The following is an 18203-nucleotide window of genomic DNA, read 5'->3' on the forward strand; positions in this document are numbered from 1 at the left end:
ACATGTTTTTTATTGGGTATTTAAATTACGTAGTTGTACTAAGTGTCATGACAGGGGTCTTTATTCTCATGTTTGATGTGAAGGGTTATAAAACGAAGAACATGCAAAAAGAAAAGAAGGTTAGCACGTTTCTAGGATGGTTTAATATAACAGCCGGGGTACTTGCCTTTTTAGTAAATTGGGCGTATCAGCAGATTTTTTGGTGAAAATTAAAACAAGCCCCAAGAAATTCGAATATCCTAGGGGCTATCTTTCTTTAAATTTCTAATGGTCGTAAATTTGCTTCAATTTCGCTTCTCTTTGGTTCTAAAAATGCAGGAAGTGCAAGTCGTTCGCCTAACGTTTCCAATGGTTCATCTACATCAAACCCAGGAGTGTCAGTTGAGAGCTCAAATAAAATACCATTTGGTTCTCTAAAGTACAATGCTTTGAAGTAATAGCGGTCTACCTTACCAGAGTTGGGAAGGCGTGTTTGTTTTATTCTTGTAAACCAATTTTCATATTCCTCTTCGTTCGGAATACGGAAGGCCACATGGTGCACACCGCCACGTCCCAAACGTTCTTTTGGTAGATCAGGTCGTGTTTCAATATGAAGTTCGGCTCCAGATCCACCTTCACCTGTCGCATAGACTAGGATTTCAGGATAATCACCTGCAAGCGAAGGATAGCTGCCGACCTTTCGGAAACCCATGACATCTGTCAAAATTTTAATAGTAGGTTCAGCATTGGCAACGGTTAAAGTGACTGGTCCGAGCCCAATTATCGCATGTTCAGCTGGAATATCATTAACTTCCCAAGGTTCACCTGCAGAAACTCCCGCTTCGCCATTATCCGCAACAAGGATGATTCTTGAGCCTTCATAATCCTGAAAAGCCAAAGTGTCGCGCCCAGCTCGCTTAGTGATTTCTTCTGTTGAAATGCGGTACTCCGCTAATCGCTTCCTCCAAAAATGCAAGGAATCAGTTGATTTCACACGTAGCGAAGTGGAAGAAATACTTGATACTCCTGGGTGTGTTCTTCCGAGTCCAGGTATATCAAAGAATGTAATTTCGGTCCCTGGATTTCCTTTTGCATCTCCATAGAAAAGATGGTAGGATTGCGTATTATCTTGGTTCACTGTTTTCTTAATTAGGCGCATTCCTAAAACTTTTGTATAAAATTCAAAGTTTCGCTCCGCTTTGCCAGTGAGTAACGAAACATGATGTAAGCCTAGTAATTGCATGTTCATTCCCCCAAAAAATAAATTATCTTGAATTCAAGATAATTATACCACAGATTAGATAATATAGAAAAGGCCAAGGAAACCCTTGGCCGGAGCAGACTATTTCTTTTTCTTCTTTTGAACATTTTGTTTTTCTGCTTCTACTTCTGTATAAGATGCGAATTCTACAAGCTCTTCACTAATTCTATTTCCTTTTTTTGCATTATTATTTCGTTGTGCATTCGCATTTCCGCGCTTCGTTCGTCCCATTACATTCAACTCCATTCTTAACATTTCACTTTGTAGTATGAGTAGTTTGGACCCATTAATGTAAGACCATTTAGCCATTTTACTTGCTAAAAATACCCTCACATGTGTGAGGGCATTACTAATGGTAGGTGTCTAGCGATTTTTATTAGCCTGAGATTGCTGGTTCTGTTTACGAACTTCAGCAACATCTGTTTCGCTAGCGAATTCGGTACTGAAAGAGGATCCGGTTGAAGTGAATTGTTGTTGCCCAACAGATTGTTGGAGCTGCTGTGCGGACTGCTCTATCTGGTTTAACTGCTGAGCAGCATTCAATTCACGTCCTGCAAATCCAGGGGCAGATTGTTGCACTTGTGGTGAGCTTTGTTGGAACTGCTGTGCATTCATTTGCTCTGTTTGCGCCAACTGTTGGGCTGTTTGTTTAATTTGGTTAAGTGCAGCTTGAGCCTGTGCTGGAATTTGTTGATTGTTGTTGTTTTGCATTCGGAACCCTCCCAGACGAATTTTTGTGGATTCTCAAAAGGCCTGCCCTTTCAAAAATCCTTTCTTAATTTGTGTAGCACAGCCCCTTTTAATGTATTGAAAAGAATGTTAATCAAGTGACATTTTTCTGGGAATATAAAAGGGTTACCGAGTTTTTTGTTGTTCATTTCAAACCATCCATTATATAATTCAAGTAGTGGAAGAGGTGATTTGAATGAAACGAATCGATTTTTGGGGTCGAGATGAATATGATGAGAGACTTCTTGAAGAAGTACTACGTGGTGTGAAGACAGTCACCTGTACACCGAAGGTTTGGTATGATCAATTGCCAGACGAGGAAAAAAGCGAGAAAGGCGATATCATACAGGCTTTTACGAAGCGGAATGAACATGTGGCCAACATCCAAATTACCGATTTTTATGAAATACGATTTGGTGAAATTCAAGGTGAAGTGGGTAAGAGAATCGCGAATGGCGAAAATTCCACGCTTGACGAGTTTATAGAGGATCATATTTTTAGCTGGGAGAAGCCCCTACAAATGGATGGTTACGAACTTAATGAAGATACCGTGATAGTCGTAGAACATTTTACGCTTAAGGACATTTTTATTGATGTTAAGATAGATTTACACCTTGTCCCAATGTCCGAGGCGGAACGGTTCAAGGTCGCCAACTGGACGGATTTTGAGTTGTTTGGGGTGGCTAGTGATTACTTTTATTCCGTATATAAAGAGAAAGATTTTGTAGCATTTTTTCGATTTCGCCAAAATGAAGAAGGCACATATATATACTGCAAAGTAAATCCCGACTTCGAAGGGAAAATAGACCAAAAGGAACTCATGATAAAAGCGGAAAAGTACGCCAAAGAAAACTTATTGGCAACCCAATTGATTCATGAATGGAGTTCCATTTACACCTATCATAAATAAGGATTTAGAAGACGTTTTGCGTAGAACACGCGGAACGTCTTTTTTAGATGCCGCCAAAAAACCAATTTGACTTTCGAATACCTGTAATTGTAAAATCGTGGGACGAGGTTGATCGACTTTTTGTCCCGCTCAATAGATAAAACACTAATGGGGCAACAAGATATGTCCATCAAGTCCAAAAGGGAGAAGTGAAATGAAGCAGCTTTATATGATTTTGGTTCTAATAGTTGTGATTGCTTTTGTTGCGCCTTTTCAAGCTTTTGCTCAAAATTCTCAGCCAATTGATGTACCAACGATAAAGAGTGACGCAGTTATTTTACTAGATGCAAATACAGGTTCAGTACTATATGAAAAAAATAGTGATACAAAATTATATCCTGCAAGTTTAACGAAAATGGCAACTGCCATTTACGCCATTGAAACAGGAAATTTAGATGATACTGTCACAGTTAGTGCCAATGCCTATGAAACGGGCGGAACTCGTGTTTACCTTGAAGAAGGGGAAAAGGTTACGTTAAAACATCTTATTCAAGGCTTGCTGATTAATTCCGGTAACGATGCCGGGGTTGCGATTGCGGAGCATCTTGATGGGAATGTGGAGAACTTTGCCAAGTCCTTAAATTCGTTTCTACAAAAGGAAGTGGGTGTCAAGCAGACCCATTTTTCTAACCCACATGGTCTGTTTGATGAAAATCACTACACCACTGCATATGACCTGGCTTTAATAACGAAATATGCATTAAAAAATCCAGTTTTCCGTGAGATTTTTGGAACAAAGGAATTAGCCTGGAATGGTGAAAGTTGGGACACAACCCTTTATAGCCACCATTTATTGCTCAGAGGTGAAATTCCATATGAAGGGATCACAGGTGGAAAAACAGGCTTTGTCCAGGAATCACGATTCACCCTTTCAACGTCTGCAGAAAAAGGTGAAATGTCTTTAATTGCGATCGTATTAAAAGCCGATCGAAATGAAATTGCTTATGAAGATACAGTTGAGCTTTTAGATTACGGCTTTGAAAATTTTGAGGTAAAAGAGGTAGCAACGGATACATCCTTTATCGGTGACAAAAAAGAAAGTTATCATTTAAGCAAACCACTCAAATATACACAAATGAAAAATGAAGAAGTACAAATTGCGATGAACGACCAAGGTGTATTGCAGGTACTTGGTGATGATGGCCGACTACTTGCAACGAAACAGATGAAAATGGACATTCCAAAGGAAGCGTTGAACACCCGTGCTGAAATCAATCCAGCCAATATCCATCCTAAGGTTCCAGTACCAGCCATCCTAATGGTCCTGTTTTTTGGCGTAAGCCTCGTCTATCTTCGAAAAACAATAAAAAACATAAAAAAGAGCACTTAATCAAGAGTGCTTTTTTTTCGTGGGACGAGGGACCTGTCCCTCTGTCCCGCAAATACGATATATTTTTGGCCAAAGTAGTTTGATATTGTGTAAAGTCCTGTTCCAAGCAAAACAGCTATTTCGTTTGTGTATGGCAGTAAAATGAAACCTGCTACGAGTTTACTTACTGAATATGAAAGAAAGTAGCAGCTAAGAATGACTAAAATAAATAAAGGGATGCTTCTTCCAAATGTGGCCTTACTGTTAAACGTAAAGCGTCGGTTTAAGAGATAACTGATGACCGCGCCAACTGAATTTCCTAGAAACGTTGAAAGCCAGTAAGAGAGACCAACCACATGTAAGAGCAAGAAAATACTCGATAGTCCAACAAATGTATTCATGAGTCCAACAAGCAGAAAGCGGATGAATGTGTTAGTTGGTTTCAGATAATGGGTTGTAATCAATCAAGTATCCACCCTCTTCTGGAGCTTCAGGTTCTTCTTCACGTAATGCAAGATTGAATGTGTCGATATCGATAACGAACTTTGGGCGTCGCTTTGTTTCCTTATAAATTTTTCCGATATATTCTCCGATAAATCCTAAAGCAATCAACTGCAATCCACCAATTAACCAAATCGAGGTAATCAGGGAAGTCCAGCCTGTCTGGGTTTGTCCACTAAATTTTAAATAAAAAAAGTATCCTCCAAAAAATAAGCTAACAAAGAATGAAAGCAGGCCCATTAATGAAATCAAGCGAATCGGCGTAACACTAAAAGACGTAATCCCATCAAGAGCAAACGACAGCATTTTGCGTAAGGGGTACTTTGTTTCACCAGCCATTCGTTCTTTACGATCATAAAAGACTGATGTAGATTGAAAACCAATTAGTGGAACCACTCCTCGTAAAAAGAGATTACTTTCATCAAAATGTTCAAGTGCTTCCACGGCTCGCCTGCTCATTAAGCGGAAATCGGCATGATTATAAACGAGGTTAACACCCATGAAATTCATTAACTTGTAAAATCCTTGTGCGGAATGCTTCTTAAAGAAAGTATCAGTCTTTCGTTCTTTTCGTACACCATATACGACTTCATAGCCTTCCGAGAAGCGAAGTATAAATTCACGTATGACTTCAATATCATCCTGCAAATCGGCATCTATGGAGACGAGACAATCTGACTGACGTTTTGCGGAAAACAAACCTGCAAGTAGGGCATTTTGGTGGCCAACATTTCTGGCTAACTTTATTCCTTTTATTTTACTATCTTCAAGTCCTTGTTTATAAATGATCGACCAGGTTTGATCCTTGCTTCCGTCATCAACAAATAAGAGTCTACTTTTTTCGGAAATTAACTTGTCCTCGATAAGATCGTCCAGAAGGGCTCTAAGTTGTTTCATTGATTCAGGAAGAACTTCCTCTTCGTTATAGCAAGGGACAACAATTGTAAGTAAAGGTATATTCATGATGAATCCCCCCTAACCATTTTATTGTGAAATGGAAACTCGATATAAATAAATCCTCCATGCAGATTCTGCAGAATCGAAGGTCTCCTCGAGAACTAAATGATTATCGGCTGCATTTTGAATAGGCAGAGATGAAATGATAAACCGCCCACCCATGTTATAAAATGCTTGCATGTTCAGTTCCATTTTACTAATTTCTTTTTTCGACGTTTTTTTAAACATATAGTGCTTGCCGAGTTCATCTAAAAAGATGTAGCATCGGCCACCCCATTCATCAAAATATTGTCGCAGTTTCTTGTCCTTTTCCAATTCCTTGGCGATAATTTCTCGAAACTGATGCTTATAAGAAAGAGGATAAAAATTATTGTATGTATCGAGTGTATAAAACCCGTTAAACTGAGCGATAGCGGGATGAAGACCGATGCTAGCTACACGATAATCCTCCTGTGGCAAGCCTATGTACTCCTTGATATCCTCGAATTGTTTTTCTGCAAAAAATTGCTGAAAAGAGGGCTTGTTTTTATAAACAAGTTCTTCATTAAAAGAAGCCACAATAACTAGTTGTGCTGCAAGGAATAACAAACTTGCACGCTTCCATCCACCTCGGTATTCCCATAAAATTTTTAACGAAATAGCAAACAAAACATAAATAACCATGGGCCTCAGAAAATGGTATCTTGCAAAATTAAAGGTATTTAAAAAATGAAATCGTTCAGTTAAGGGAACCCACCCTTTAAAAAACCAAAAGGCATACCAAATGGACAAAACAGCGTTTAGGACATGTAAGAAAAGAAAAACTTTCTCTTGTTTCCACTTTTTCTTCATGAGAACAACATTCAAGGCCAGTATGCTAACTGGCAAAATGACCAAGCCATGAACACTCATTACATGGGTGTGACCAAGTACATAATTTTTCAAGGAAAGACGGAGAGCACGTAAAAATGATAATCGTGCATGAAAATATTCATCCCGACTATTTGGTTCATCCATAAATAAAAAGGAGTAAACAAGTCGATATTCAACTACCATAAAAATTAATGTGAAATAAATGAGTGCCCATAAAAAGCGTAGGTTCAGACTCTTGCCACGGAAACAATCGATCAGCCAAAAAATCCCCATCGCACTAATAAAAAAGAAAAATCCAAGAACAATGCTTGCATAGAAGGGAAGTAAGGTTAGTGTCAACCAGTTTACCCATGACTTCTCCCCAGCTCGGATATTAAGCAGTGCCCATAAAGCAAGCGGCATCCCGAGTGTACTCAACATTCCAGAAGGCCAAAAAGGTGTCAGGGCAAAGGCTAATGAAACCCCAACTCGAATCCAAGCCCATTCATTACGGGTGAGGATATGCTTTTTTAGTAATAAATACATGCCTAAAAACGCAAAGATTCTCGTGATAAATTGGCTTAGTCCATAGGCAATCATTGGTGGAAAAACGGCATGTAGCCATACAATCCCACTAAGTTCGGTTCCAAATGCACCTCTTTGAAGATGACCGTTAAGTATTTGAGGGATTGAGGCATCAACTGGTCCGAGCATTTGATTGCTCTTTGCAAGAACCTTATACCAGGCAAGATTCGAATCTAAGTTGTCGTGAACTCGTAGATGAGCATTCTCACCAAGGATAAAATAAGGAGATACAAAAATGACGATGAGTAGGAGGGCTGCTATGATGAGACGAAACTCACCTCGTTGTTGAGTCCTAGTTTGCGACAATGTCCTCCCTCCATTAATAAAATTTCCATTATTGGATTTCCATTTTTTATCGTATCCATAATCGTATGTAATATGAATGTGAAAAGAAAAAAGTGGGGAAACCCCACTTTTATGAATGGTTTTACACGAGTACCGACCGCTGTTCAACGATTAGTCGGTACCTCCTTTTGCTTTTTCAAGGGCTTGGACAATATCGATTAATCCGTCGCCAAAATAAATATCTTTCCCCGCTTTTCCGAGGTCTAAGCTTGTTCCCTTGATAATCTCCATGATTTCTTTATTAGATAGGTTTGGATTAATTGAGCGCATTAAGGCAGCAAGCGCTGCAACATGTGGTGCTGCCATAGAAGTTCCAGACAATGCAGCATACTGCTCATCGATATAGGTGCTCGGAATTGTCACACCTGGTGCTGATACATCGATATAATCTCCATAATTGGAGAATTCTGCTTTATCGCCGTTTAAATCAACGGCTGCGACACTTAATACTTGTGGGTACGCAGATGGGAAGCTTGGTTGGCTTGAATTATCGTTACCAGAAGCAGCCACCATCACAACGTCATGTCTATATGCATAATCAACTGCTTGTTTCAGTAACTTTGATCCTTGGTAATTCCCAAGACTAAGATTAATCACATCAGCTCCATGATCAGTTGCCCAAATGATTCCACGAGCAATGTCAAAGGTTGATCCATATCCATCTGAGCCCATTACTTTAATTGGCATAATTGGGTTAAACCATGTGACTCCTGCAGTTCCTTCATGATTATTTGTTTGTGAGGCAATGATTCCGGCAACATGTGTACCATGCCCATTGTCATCATCTGGAACATTATTGTCCTTTAGGATGTTATAGCCGTCCGTAATTCGGTTCACTAGGTCAGGATGATCCAAATCTACTCCCGTATCAATGATGGCTATTTTAACTTTATCTGAGCCCTGTGTTATACCCCAGCCATTTTCGGAATCAATCATACGTAAATTCCATTGGAAATCATTATAAAGGAGGTCATTCGGTGATTGCTGATTTTGCATTAAAATATAGTTAGGCTCAGCAAACTCGACGTCCTTCCTTTTATCGAAATAAGAAATCATCGCAGGTGTCTTCATGTTATCTGATTCAAAAATGTAAGAGGAATCTAGTTTACGTAGTAGCTTTCCCTTAATGTCCTTTTCAATTTGTTTAATTTCTTCAGGCTTTAAGTGATGTTTAAAATCAACAATAACTTGGTGATGATGGTAATGACTTTTATCTTTGCCATTATGATCAATAACGTCTATTTCTTCGTGGTTATCTAATTGCCTTTGCACATTGTTGTATAGTTGAATCGAGTCTACATTCATCACTTGAGGGGAAGTATCAATCGTTTCATTTTTCATTAGGAGGGGAGTGCTACGAGTTGAAGATGTTTTTGAATTAGCTTGTTCCCCATTATTATCAAATAATCTAAAAGAAACGAAAATCGATAACCCCACCGCAATTATTAATGCTACTATAGCAAGTCTCTTTTTATTCCACATTAAAATCACCTCAACCACACTTTTCTTTTAGTATCTTGCTTACACCTTTCTTTCATGCCTTACTTTCATTCCAATAAATTGAAAGTAAGAAGAAATAGTATGCATAATTTCCATACATTTCATGGAATAACTAACAGGAGGGAAAGAAGTAGAAATATAAAGAAACATGTTAAAAGCAAAAGGGTGATCGCAATGGCAAATTGGTTCAAAAAGGAAGATAAGAAACCTAGGTTAACGGAAGAAATATATCAAACCTTTCGAAAATCAGAAGATTTCATTTGCCAATTCAATGGACAAGCAATTCGCCCGTATTGGATTTGTTATCAACGCAATATTATTGATACAAAAACCCTTAACGAACACATACTACCTTATTTACTTTATGCGAAGGTCTATTCAATTCGAGACCTTAAAGCAATTATTCCAAATAAGGAGATTGTGATTTCAAAAAATCCTAGGGAAATTGAAGATAAGCTTTTACAAGGTAGTATTATGATTCAATTTCACAAACATGACGGTTATTGTGCGCTTATAGATGCTGTGAAATTTGAAAAAAGATCAGTTAACTCACCTGAAGTGGAGTTTAGTGTAACTGGTCCAAAAGAGGCATTTGTCGAATCACTTGATACCAATCTAAACCTAATCCGAAAGCGGCTCCCTGTGCCTGAATTACGGGTAAAGGAACTGACCATAGGAAAATTATCAAAAACGAAGGTAGCAGTAGTTTATATTGAAGATATTGTTGAGAAGGAAAATGTACAAACTGTATTACAACGGATTAGCGATATTGACTTTGATCAAATAAGTGATAGTTCTTATATTTCACAAATGATTGTTGATAATACGAACTCACCCTTCCCACAAATGCTTGAAACGGAACGGCCTGACAGGGTTGCGTCTGTATTAGTTGAGGGGAAGGTAGTGGTGCTTTCAGAAGGATCACCACAAGCTATTATTACTCCAACTACACTTGTTGAGTTTTTCTCATCATTTGAAGACTACTTCTTAAACTGGTATATTGCTTCCTTTGTTAGGTTGCTTCGCCTTTTTTCGGTCATCTTTTCTATATTAATAACGCCGATATATGTTGCTGTTCTAACATATCATCATGAATTAATTCCGAGGGATCTACTGGCAACTTTAGTTATCTCAAGGCGTGAGGTTCCGTTGCCACCGATACTAGAGGCATTGTTTTTAGAAATCGTCATTGAACTCCTTCGTGAGGCAGGAGCAAGGCTGCCTGCAAAAGTTGGTCAAACAATCGGTATCGTGGGCGGTATCGTTATTGGAACAGCATCTGTTGAAGCGGGTCTTACGAGTAATGTATTGTTGATTATGGTCGCACTGGCTGCATTAGCGTCTTTTACAACACCCGTTTATACGATGGGTAATACCATCCGTATCATTCGTTTTCCATTTCTTATCTTTTCTCAGCTATGGGGATTAATCGGAATTGTTGTATGTTTTTGTTTTCTATTAGCACATTTAATTCGATTAACATCTTTAGGTCGGCCATTCTTAGAACCAATTTACCCACTACGTGTAGGAGATTTAAAGGATGCATTTATTCGGCTACCATATTCTCAGCTTGCAAAACGTCCAGGTTATTTACGTCCTGAAGATAAAAATCGTTTTAATCAAAATAAAGCAGAAGCGAAAAAAGATATTGATGAATAGCTTCACTGTATTCATGCGTAATTGATTCCAAGGAGTTGCAACGATGGAAAGGATCAAAGAATCATTTTTAGTTTCTCCTATTTTTGTATTTTTCTTAATTCATTCCATGCAAGTAGGGGTAGGAATGCTTGGTTTTCAACGAATCATAGCAAAATCATCAGGATATGACAGTTGGATAGCCGTCATACTAGCTGGAGTAGCTGTGCACATCATTGTATGGATCATCTATAAAATCTTAGATCCTTCTGGGGGGGACATTGTTGATGTACATAAAGAGGTTTTTGGAAAGTGGATAGGAGGTTTTCTTAGCCTATTATTTGTTCTCTACCTTATGGCATTAGCGGTAACCGTTTTACGTTCTTATATCGAGGTAATTCAGGTATGGATGTTCCCAGAATTCAATAGTTGGGTTTTTGGTTTTTTTACAATTGTACTAGCGTACTATATTATTTTAGGTGGTTTTAGAACGGTAACGGGCATTAGTTTTTTTAGTATTGTCCTCCCATTATATATACTTCTTTTAGTATTCTTTCCTTTGGATTACGGCCATGTACGAAATTTGTTACCAATTATGAACCATTCGGTAACAGAAATTGCAAAATCGACAAAGGATATGACCCTAAGTATCTTGGGCTTTGAAACGCTTTTGCTTTTTTATCCTTTTATTAAAAATCCACCAAAGTCTCAAAAATGGGCTCACCTTGGAGTCTTAGCAACAACGATTTTATACCTAATTGCTAATGTTACCGCAATCATGTATTTTAGCGCTGACCAACTAGATAAAATCATTTGGGCAACCCTAACCATGTTTAAAAGTATCAACATGCCGTTTGTAGAACGATTTGAGTATGTTGGAATCGCATCATGGTTTCTTGTAATCCTTCCCAATATTTGTATTGCTCTTTGGGGAGCTGGGAGAGGAATTAAAAAAGTGTTTTCGATACAACAACGAAAATCGTTACTCTGGATTTTACCAGTTGTATTAGTTGCAAGCAGTCTCATTAAATCACGTCAACATATAGACATGATTAGTGGATATATGTCAAATTTTGGACTTTATTATATCTTTGCTTATATTCCAATCCTCTTCATCATTACTCTAGTCGTTCGTAAAATGAGGGAGAAAAAATGAAAAAAGTACTAATAGGAATTGCAATCTGTACCATTACATTAATAACAATCTTATATGGAAGAATATCTGAAGAAATAATAGATGAAATTAACATGGTGGCAGCAGTTGGCTTTGATAGAGCTGAGGGTCAAAAAATCAAAGGGACAGCTGTTATCCCCGTTTTTAAGGCAGACAAAAGCATCGAGAATGCTAGCTTCACTGGGGAATCCGTGTTAGCTAAGGAAATAATCAATGTTTTGCAAAAGAAATCAGCGGACCCATTAGTGACAGGTGCTGTCCGTGTTGTTTTGTATGAGGATGAACTTGCAAAAAACGGAATACTAAGGTATATTGACGCCCTTCAACGTGATGCAAGCATCGGATCGAAAATTAATCTAGCCATTATAGAAGGAAAGACAAATGAGGTATTAGAAAAGAGTTTAGGTAACAGGGGTACTGGGGAATACTTATCAATCATGTTACAACATAATATCGAGAAACGAGATTTGCCTAGGTCTGATCTTCATACTTTTATGTATAATCATTATATGGAGGGGATGGATCCCTTTCTCCCAACGATGAAACTGCTTTCTAATAAGATGGAGATTACAGGGCTTGGAATGTTTAAGCATGGTAAAATGGTGGCTAAAATCGATGAGCCTGATTTGTTCTTTTTTAAGGCAATGGTCGAAGATTATGGGGAAGGGTCCTATACAATTCGATTAAAAGGGACAGATGAGTACGCTTCTATCCGGCGTATCAAATCAAAGAGAAAAATAAAGGTCGAGGAAGTAGATGGGGAGCCAAAAGTAAACATCACGATTAAATTTGAAGGAGTATTAAGTGAATTTTCTGGGCAAACAACAAATCCCAAAACTATTCAAACGATCGATGAAGAACTCGAGAACACAATAAAAGATAAATCCGAAGCAATGTTAAAGGATTTTCAAGAGAAAAATATTGACCCAGTTGGGATTGGGTATATGGCTAGACACTCAACTCGTGGTTTAGATTTTAAGAAATGGGAACTTAATTATCCGAATATAAAAATAGAGGTTCATTCAGAGGTAACGATCACTGAGACGGGTATTACGCAATGAAGTTGTGACCAATCTATAAGCCAGTTTTCAATAGGGTATGATATACTTATTTCAATGGAAAAAGATAAAAGTTGGTAGGAGTGTCTTATTTGAAATATTTTATTATTACTGGGACATCTAGGGGATTAGGAGAATCCATTGTTAAGCAAATTTTGGACAAGGATCACACCTTATTTTGTATCTCTAGAAAGCAAAATAATGAATTAAAAGAATTAGCGTTTGAAAAGGGAATCAATCTTTATTATTTTTCTTGTGATCTCCAAAAGAGTGAAGAAATCGAAAAAGTGATGGAACGAATTTTTTCATCCATCGATTTCTCAAATGCTGAAGGAATTTATTTAGTAAATAATGCAGGAATAATTGATCCAATCAAGCCGATTGGAAAGGCGAGTCCAAAAGAATTAGCTGAAAATATTCATGTTAATTTATTGGCACCAATGTTGTTAAGCTCATATTTCATTCGCCATACGGGAACGTTTGCAACTAAAAAGGTAATTGTCAATGTATCATCAGGTGCTGCAAATCGTGCTCGACATGGATGGACGGCATACTCTTCGTCTAAAGCAGGAATCGATATGTTTACAAAATCAGTTGGTTTTGAGCAGGAAACAGTTGAAAACCCAGTAACCATGATTTCCTTTTCACCAGGCGTTATGGATACAGAAATGCAAGAAGTAATCAGAAAGACAAATAAAGAGGACTTTACTGAGGTTGAGCAATTCATCGAATTTAATGAGAAAGGGATGCTACGATCACCAGAGTTTGTTGCAGGTGTTATCCTAGACCTCATTTTTAACCAAGAATTAATCAATGGTCATGTCTATGATATAAAATCATTCGTATAAAAGACCCCCTTCCTGAGTGAATTTTCAGGGGGGACTTTTTTTATGTTGATAGACGATTTTGCGGGCTGGAATTATAATGGGGAATGGGGAGGAGAGAAAAGATGAAACATGTAAGAGTAGGAGTAATTGGCCTTGGTGCAATTGGAGAAAGGTTAATCCAAGGTTTTAATGCGAATAAACATACAACCGTAACTGCAGTCGTTGATAAGGAAAAAGAGCGAGCTGTAGAAATGGCTGAAAAATTAGGCGGTATCAATTGGTATGATAACCACAAGGATATGCTAGCTAATGAGGAGTTAGACCTTGTCTATGTAGCTGTCCCGCCAAAATATCATCATGCTGTAACGATGGATGTAATCGACAAAGGAGTACATATCTTATGTGAGAAGCCTTTAGCGAATTCAGTTGAAGAGGCTAAGGAAATGTTAGTAAAAGCAGAGCAAGCAGGAATCATTCATGCTATGAATTTCCCACTAAATTATAGTAACCCTGCTAATAGCTTTGATCAGTTGATTAAGGAAGGTTACATAGGTAAATTAAGAAAACTTGAACTTTCAATGAACTTCCCAAACTGGCCCCGTTTATGGCAACAGAATGATTGGGTTGCGGGACGTGAACAAGGCGGATTTGTGTTGGAAGTAGGGGTTCATTTTATTCAATTAACCCAACGAATCTTTGGTTCAATTACTTTTCAAAATAGCACATTAGAGCTTCCAGAAGATGAGACAAAGTGTGAAACTGGAATCATTGCTTCATTAGAACTAGAGGATGGTACCCCATTTTTAATAAATGGAATCAGTCAAATTGCTGGAGCTGAACGAATCGCTTATACGGCATATGGTACAGAAGGAACACTATCGCTTGGAGATTGGGGGAGGCTTGAAGGTGGCAAGCTAGGAGAAGAAATTCAACCGATTGAGATAGAGACGACTGAAACAGCCACACTCATTGACAATCTCGTTTCTGCTATTGCAGGTAAAGAAAACCGACTTTTTACCTTTAAGGATGGATATGAGGCACAAGTTGTTTTAGAAAAGCTTAGAGATAACTAAATGAAAAGCTCCCGCCAAAAAGGTGGGAGCTCACTTTTACTTCGCTAAGTATTTTTCAATGTCATCTAGCATAAGGTTTGCTGCTAGAACGCCGCCTGCAGTATTCCAAATAGGGTCACTTACTTTGTGCACTTTTCCTGCTTTCACGGCATTTAGACCTTGCCACAACGGATTGTTAATCCAGTCTTCCTCGACCTTTGTAGCTTCTCCATTACCAGTTTCATATGTGAAATAAAAGATTTCATCAGCATCCATTAATGGGATTTTTTCTTGGTCCACTTCTCTTGCAAACTGATCTTCAGGATTTTCAGCAAATAAATCAACCTGTTGCTGTGGACGTTTCAAGCCCAATTGTTCGAAAATCACGCCAGAGAACGAATCAGTATAATAAATTCGAGTTCTTCCTTCCATAAAGCGCACGACTGATACTTCAGCGTCGGTATTGATTTTTTCCTTAACCTGATTTAAATGCTCTTCAAATTCACCAAGGACTTTCTTTCCTTCTTCTTCTTTATTGACGGCTTTTGAATATAGGGTAAAGTTCTTTTGCCAATCACCACGTAAATCCTCAGCAAAAACTGTTGGGGCAATCGCTTTTAGTTGCTCATAAATATTTTCCTGGCGCATTTTATTACCGATAATTAAATCTGGCTCAAGTGCCGCAATGGCTTCGATATTGACATTGCTTTCCTCACCGACAACTTCGACACCTTCCATTTGATCTTCGATATGTTCGTACCAAGGGTCTCCAATCCAAGAACGAACAGCGCCAACTGGTTTAACTCCCATTGCTAATAAGGCTTCTGTTCCTTCATTTGTTAAAATGACAATTCTTTCTGGATTTTTGCTGATTGGAGTGGTACCCATGGCATGTTCAACCGTGTATGTATTTGCTCCTTCAGTTTCATTGTTGCCTTTGTCTGTGTTATCTGCTGCACCACAAGCAGCTAAAAGAAGTGATAATACAGCCAATGTTAGGAATCCTAGATAAGCTTTCTTTCTAACGTTCATTATGTATCCTCCTGTTAATTGATAATGGTTTTCAATTACTTAAAATGATAAAATGAATTGAAACATTAGTCAATACAAAATTGAGAATGATTTTCATCCCGTTGACAATCATTCTCACTTCCAATAGACTAAAAGAGAACTAAATTACTAATTTCGCTTTCTTGTTCCAATGAATAAGAAGGCATATGAAAAGTAAAGCCTAACAAAAAACGACCTAATATATAACATAAACATGTTTAACTAAAGTCATACATGTCTTTCTTACAATGTCTAGCTCCAGGAGCCATCGGCTCGAGGTCATAAGCCAATCGCTTCGGAAGGCAAAAAGCGCCTTCTGTCAGCGCTCGTCTTATGCTTGTCGCCGATAAGCAGGCCCCTTGCGCTTTTCTAATTATTCAAGGAGTCTTACTATAATGGTTTTGAAATCAAATCAAGCTAAATTTGCTGGACTTATTATCGGAATTTTATTATTACTTTTTTCAATGTGTGCAAGTATTGTGTATGGGTATACCGATACATCTTGGAAAATGGCCTATCAAACATTCACGGCTTTTGATGGTTCAAATGAACATATTATTATTGAAACAATTCGCTTACCTCGCGCACTTATTGCTGCAGCTGTAGGAGCAAGTTTAGGGATTGCCGGAGCACTCATGCAGGCTTTAACGAAAAATCCATTGGCATCACCAGGTATCTTCGGCGTAAATGCGGGAGCTGGATTTTTTATTGTAGCAGGTGTCTCGATATTCTCGATCAACTCCTTACAAGCCTTTACGTGGGTTGCTTTTTTAGGAGCAGCGATTGCCGCGTTTATCGTTTATTTTATTGGTTCACTAGGTAGAGAAGGTCTTACTCCGATGAAGTTAACATTAGCGGGTGCGGCGATGGCCGCGATGTTCTCTTCCTTTACGCAAGGATTATTAGTTATTGATGAAATGGCATTAGACCAAGTATTATTTTGGCTTGCCGGCTCTATTCAAGGACGAAAGCTTGAAATGCTTACGAGTGTTCTTCCTTATTTAGCAGTGGCATGGGTTGCATCCCTTCTATTAGCCAACAAAATCAATGTTCTTACAATGGGTGAGGATGTTGCAAAAGGCTTAGGACAGCGAACTGGAACGGTTAAGCTATTTACAGCCTTTACGATTATTCTACTAGCTGGTGGTGCAGTGGCAGTTGCCGGACCAATTGGATTTATTGGGATAGTCATTCCACACCTTGCGAGAAGCTTAGTAGGAATTGATCATCGATGGATCCTGCCATTCTGTGGGATTCTTGGTGGCGTATTACTTCTACTAGCTGACATAGCTGCCAGATATATTGTCATGCCAGAAGAGGTGCCAGTCGGTGTTATGACAGCTTTAATTGGAACACCTTTCTTTATTTATGTGGCAAGAAAGGGGTTTCGTAAAGCATGAATAAATATCGATCTATTCGATTTGGAAAAAAGGGAAACATCTCTTTTTTAATTGATCATAAATCATTTATAACGGTTCTCGTTCTAATAGTAGTAACAATTATTTTATTTTTAGCCAGTACAGGGTTAGGTGAAATGAAGATAGACCCCGTTACTGTTGTCAAAACATTGTTTGGTTATGGCTCAAGAATGGAACAATTGGTTGTCACTTCATTTCGTTTACCAAGAATTATCATTGCATTATTAGTGGGAATGGCGCTGGCAGCTGCTGGGAGTATTCTGCAAGGAATTATTCGAAACCCACTAGCCTCACCAGATATTCTAGGAATTACAGGTGGTGCTTCTGTTGCCGTGGTTGCCTTTCTAGCCACTTTTTCAAATTCTAGCAATGCTTTAACTGTAAGTATAAAATGGATGCCTGTCGCTGCATTTATTGGTGCGACTGTTGTCGCCTTTTTGGTCTATGTGTTGGCTTGGAAAAATGGTGTTTCGCCCATTCGCCTTGTTCTCATCGGAATTGGTGTTTCAGCCCTCACACAAGCATTGACAACAACATTTATGGTAATGGGACCGATTTATCAAGCTAGTCAGGCAAATATTTGGATTACAGGTACTGTTAATGGGTCTACATGGGCAAATGTACAAATACTTAGTCCTGTTGTCATTATGTTATTAGTTATCTCCTTCATGCTTGCACGACACCTAAACATTCAAGAACTAGGAGAAGAGCTAGCAACCGGAGTAGGGAGTGCCGTACAAAAACATAGATTTCTTTTATTGTTAGTAAGTACTGCATTAACAGGTAGTGCAGTTGCATTTGCAGGCGGGATTGGTTTCGTTGGCCTAATGGCACCACATATGGCCCGGAGATTAGTCGGTTCAGCCTTTGGAGCATTGCTCCCAACGGCTGCCCTTTTAGGGGGAATTCTTGTCATGCTGGCGGATTTAATAGGGAGAACCGCTTTCTCTCCAACCGAAGTGCCAGCAGGCGTGTTCACCGCTGCCATCGGAGCACCTTATTTTATCTACTTGCTTTATAAGACTAGAAACAGCTAGAAAAAA

Annotated in this window: 18 protein-coding genes; 10 read left to right on the plus strand and 8 right to left on the minus strand. The window is 38.5% G+C overall.

All coding sequences use genetic code 11. The features are described 5' to 3' along the window. Positions 1-2: 2 nt before the first annotated feature. On the plus strand, positions 3-206 hold the full coding sequence (locus CKK03_RS05945; RefSeq protein ID WP_099361677.1) for a CLC_0170 family protein: 204 nt from the start codon (positions 3-5) through the stop codon (positions 204-206). 50 nt (positions 207-256) lie between these two features. Here the strand turns inward: CKK03_RS05945 and CKK03_RS05950 are convergent, their stop codons facing one another. The 3 genes from CKK03_RS05950 to CKK03_RS05955 all read right to left on the minus strand — a co-directional run bounded on the left by CKK03_RS05950 (position 257) and on the right by CKK03_RS05955 (position 1951). After that, on the minus strand, positions 257-1222 hold the full coding sequence (locus CKK03_RS05950; RefSeq protein WP_099361678.1) for a ring-cleaving dioxygenase: 966 nt from the start codon (positions 1220-1222) through the stop codon (positions 257-259). 99 nt (positions 1223-1321) lie between these two features. Then, positions 1322-1471, minus strand: coding sequence for a protein YpzF (ypzF, locus tag CKK03_RS23620; protein ID WP_165918145.1), 150 nt, complete (start codon positions 1469-1471; stop codon positions 1322-1324). A gap of 132 nt (positions 1472-1603) precedes the next feature. Continuing rightward, positions 1604-1951, minus strand: a complete 348-nt coding sequence (locus tag CKK03_RS05955; RefSeq protein WP_099361679.1) for a gamma-type small acid-soluble spore protein — start codon at positions 1949-1951, stop codon at positions 1604-1606. A 214-nt stretch (positions 1952-2165) separates the two neighbouring features. Here CKK03_RS05955 and CKK03_RS05960 point away from each other — a divergent pair, with 214 nt between their 5' ends. Together CKK03_RS05960 and CKK03_RS05965 are read left to right on the plus strand one after the other, a co-directional pair. Beyond that, positions 2166-2879, plus strand: coding sequence for an ASCH domain-containing protein (locus tag CKK03_RS05960; protein ID WP_099361680.1), 714 nt, complete (start codon positions 2166-2168; stop codon positions 2877-2879). A gap of 193 nt (positions 2880-3072) precedes the next feature. Beyond that, positions 3073-4248, plus strand: a complete 1176-nt coding sequence (locus CKK03_RS05965) for a D-alanyl-D-alanine carboxypeptidase family protein (RefSeq protein ID WP_099361681.1) — start codon at positions 3073-3075, stop codon at positions 4246-4248. On the opposite strand, the gene CKK03_RS05970 is transcribed toward CKK03_RS05965, so the two are convergent. The 4 genes from CKK03_RS05970 to CKK03_RS05985 form a co-directional block, all read right to left on the minus strand. After that, positions 4245-4691, minus strand: a complete 447-nt coding sequence (locus CKK03_RS05970; protein ID WP_099361682.1) for a GtrA family protein — start codon at positions 4689-4691, stop codon at positions 4245-4247. The genes CKK03_RS05965 and CKK03_RS05970 overlap by 4 nt on opposite strands. Next, entirely contained in the window at positions 4660-5691 is a 1032-nt protein-coding gene (locus tag CKK03_RS05975) for a glycosyltransferase family 2 protein (protein ID WP_099361683.1), read from the minus strand. Before CKK03_RS05975 ends, CKK03_RS05970 begins: the two co-directional genes overlap by 32 nt. A gap of 21 nt (positions 5692-5712) precedes the next feature. Beyond that, complete coding sequence (locus CKK03_RS05980) at positions 5713-7407, minus strand: DUF6044 family protein (protein WP_099361684.1); 1695 nt, start codon at positions 7405-7407, stop codon at positions 5713-5715. 150 nt (positions 7408-7557) lie between these two features. After that, a complete protein-coding gene (locus CKK03_RS05985; RefSeq protein ID WP_099361685.1) occupies positions 7558-8928 on the minus strand; it encodes a S8 family peptidase in 1371 nt (456 codons plus the stop codon). A gap of 192 nt (positions 8929-9120) precedes the next feature. On the opposite strand from CKK03_RS05985, the gene CKK03_RS05990 reads away from it, so the two are divergent. The 5 genes from CKK03_RS05990 (at position 9121) to CKK03_RS06010 (ending at position 14713) form a co-directional block, all read left to right on the plus strand. Further along, the gene (locus tag CKK03_RS05990; RefSeq protein WP_099361686.1) at positions 9121-10605 is read left to right on the plus strand and encodes a spore germination protein; all 1485 of its coding nucleotides are present in this window, start codon (positions 9121-9123) and stop codon (positions 10603-10605) included. Between the two features lie 43 nt (positions 10606-10648). Further along, complete coding sequence (locus tag CKK03_RS05995) at positions 10649-11737, plus strand: GerAB/ArcD/ProY family transporter (RefSeq protein ID WP_099361687.1); 1089 nt, start codon at positions 10649-10651, stop codon at positions 11735-11737. Beyond that, entirely contained in the window at positions 11734-12816 is a 1083-nt protein-coding gene (locus CKK03_RS06000; RefSeq protein ID WP_099361688.1) for a Ger(x)C family spore germination protein, read from the plus strand. The genes CKK03_RS05995 and CKK03_RS06000 overlap by 4 nt, the downstream gene beginning before the upstream one ends. A gap of 80 nt (positions 12817-12896) precedes the next feature. Continuing rightward, positions 12897-13661: a (S)-benzoin forming benzil reductase gene (locus tag CKK03_RS06005; RefSeq protein WP_245864017.1), complete on the plus strand. Its 765-nt coding sequence runs from the start codon at positions 12897-12899 to the stop codon at positions 13659-13661. 101 nt (positions 13662-13762) lie between these two features. After that, the gene (locus tag CKK03_RS06010; protein ID WP_099361690.1) at positions 13763-14713 is read left to right on the plus strand and encodes a Gfo/Idh/MocA family protein; all 951 of its coding nucleotides are present in this window, start codon (positions 13763-13765) and stop codon (positions 14711-14713) included. A 36-nt stretch (positions 14714-14749) separates the two neighbouring features. Here CKK03_RS06010 and CKK03_RS06015 read toward each other — a convergent pair whose 3' ends face one another. Beyond that, positions 14750-15724 (minus strand): ABC transporter substrate-binding protein, encoded by a 975-nt coding sequence (locus CKK03_RS06015; RefSeq protein ID WP_099361691.1) that lies wholly within the window; start codon positions 15722-15724, stop codon positions 14750-14752. Positions 15725-16137: 413 nt separating this feature from the next. On the opposite strand from CKK03_RS06015, the gene CKK03_RS06020 reads away from it, so the two are divergent. Both CKK03_RS06020 and CKK03_RS06025 read left to right on the plus strand, forming a co-directional pair. Then, the gene (locus CKK03_RS06020) at positions 16138-17142 is read left to right on the plus strand and encodes a FecCD family ABC transporter permease (RefSeq protein WP_099361692.1); all 1005 of its coding nucleotides are present in this window, start codon (positions 16138-16140) and stop codon (positions 17140-17142) included. Beyond that, positions 17139-18197: a FecCD family ABC transporter permease gene (locus CKK03_RS06025; RefSeq protein ID WP_099361693.1), complete on the plus strand. Its 1059-nt coding sequence runs from the start codon at positions 17139-17141 to the stop codon at positions 18195-18197. Before CKK03_RS06020 ends, CKK03_RS06025 begins: the two co-directional genes overlap by 4 nt. The last annotated feature ends 6 nt before the right edge of the window (positions 18198-18203 follow it).

It is taken from the genome of Fredinandcohnia onubensis (genome assembly GCF_002734215.1).
Lineage (GTDB): Bacteria > Bacillota > Bacilli > Bacillales > Bacillaceae_L > Ferdinandcohnia > Ferdinandcohnia onubensis.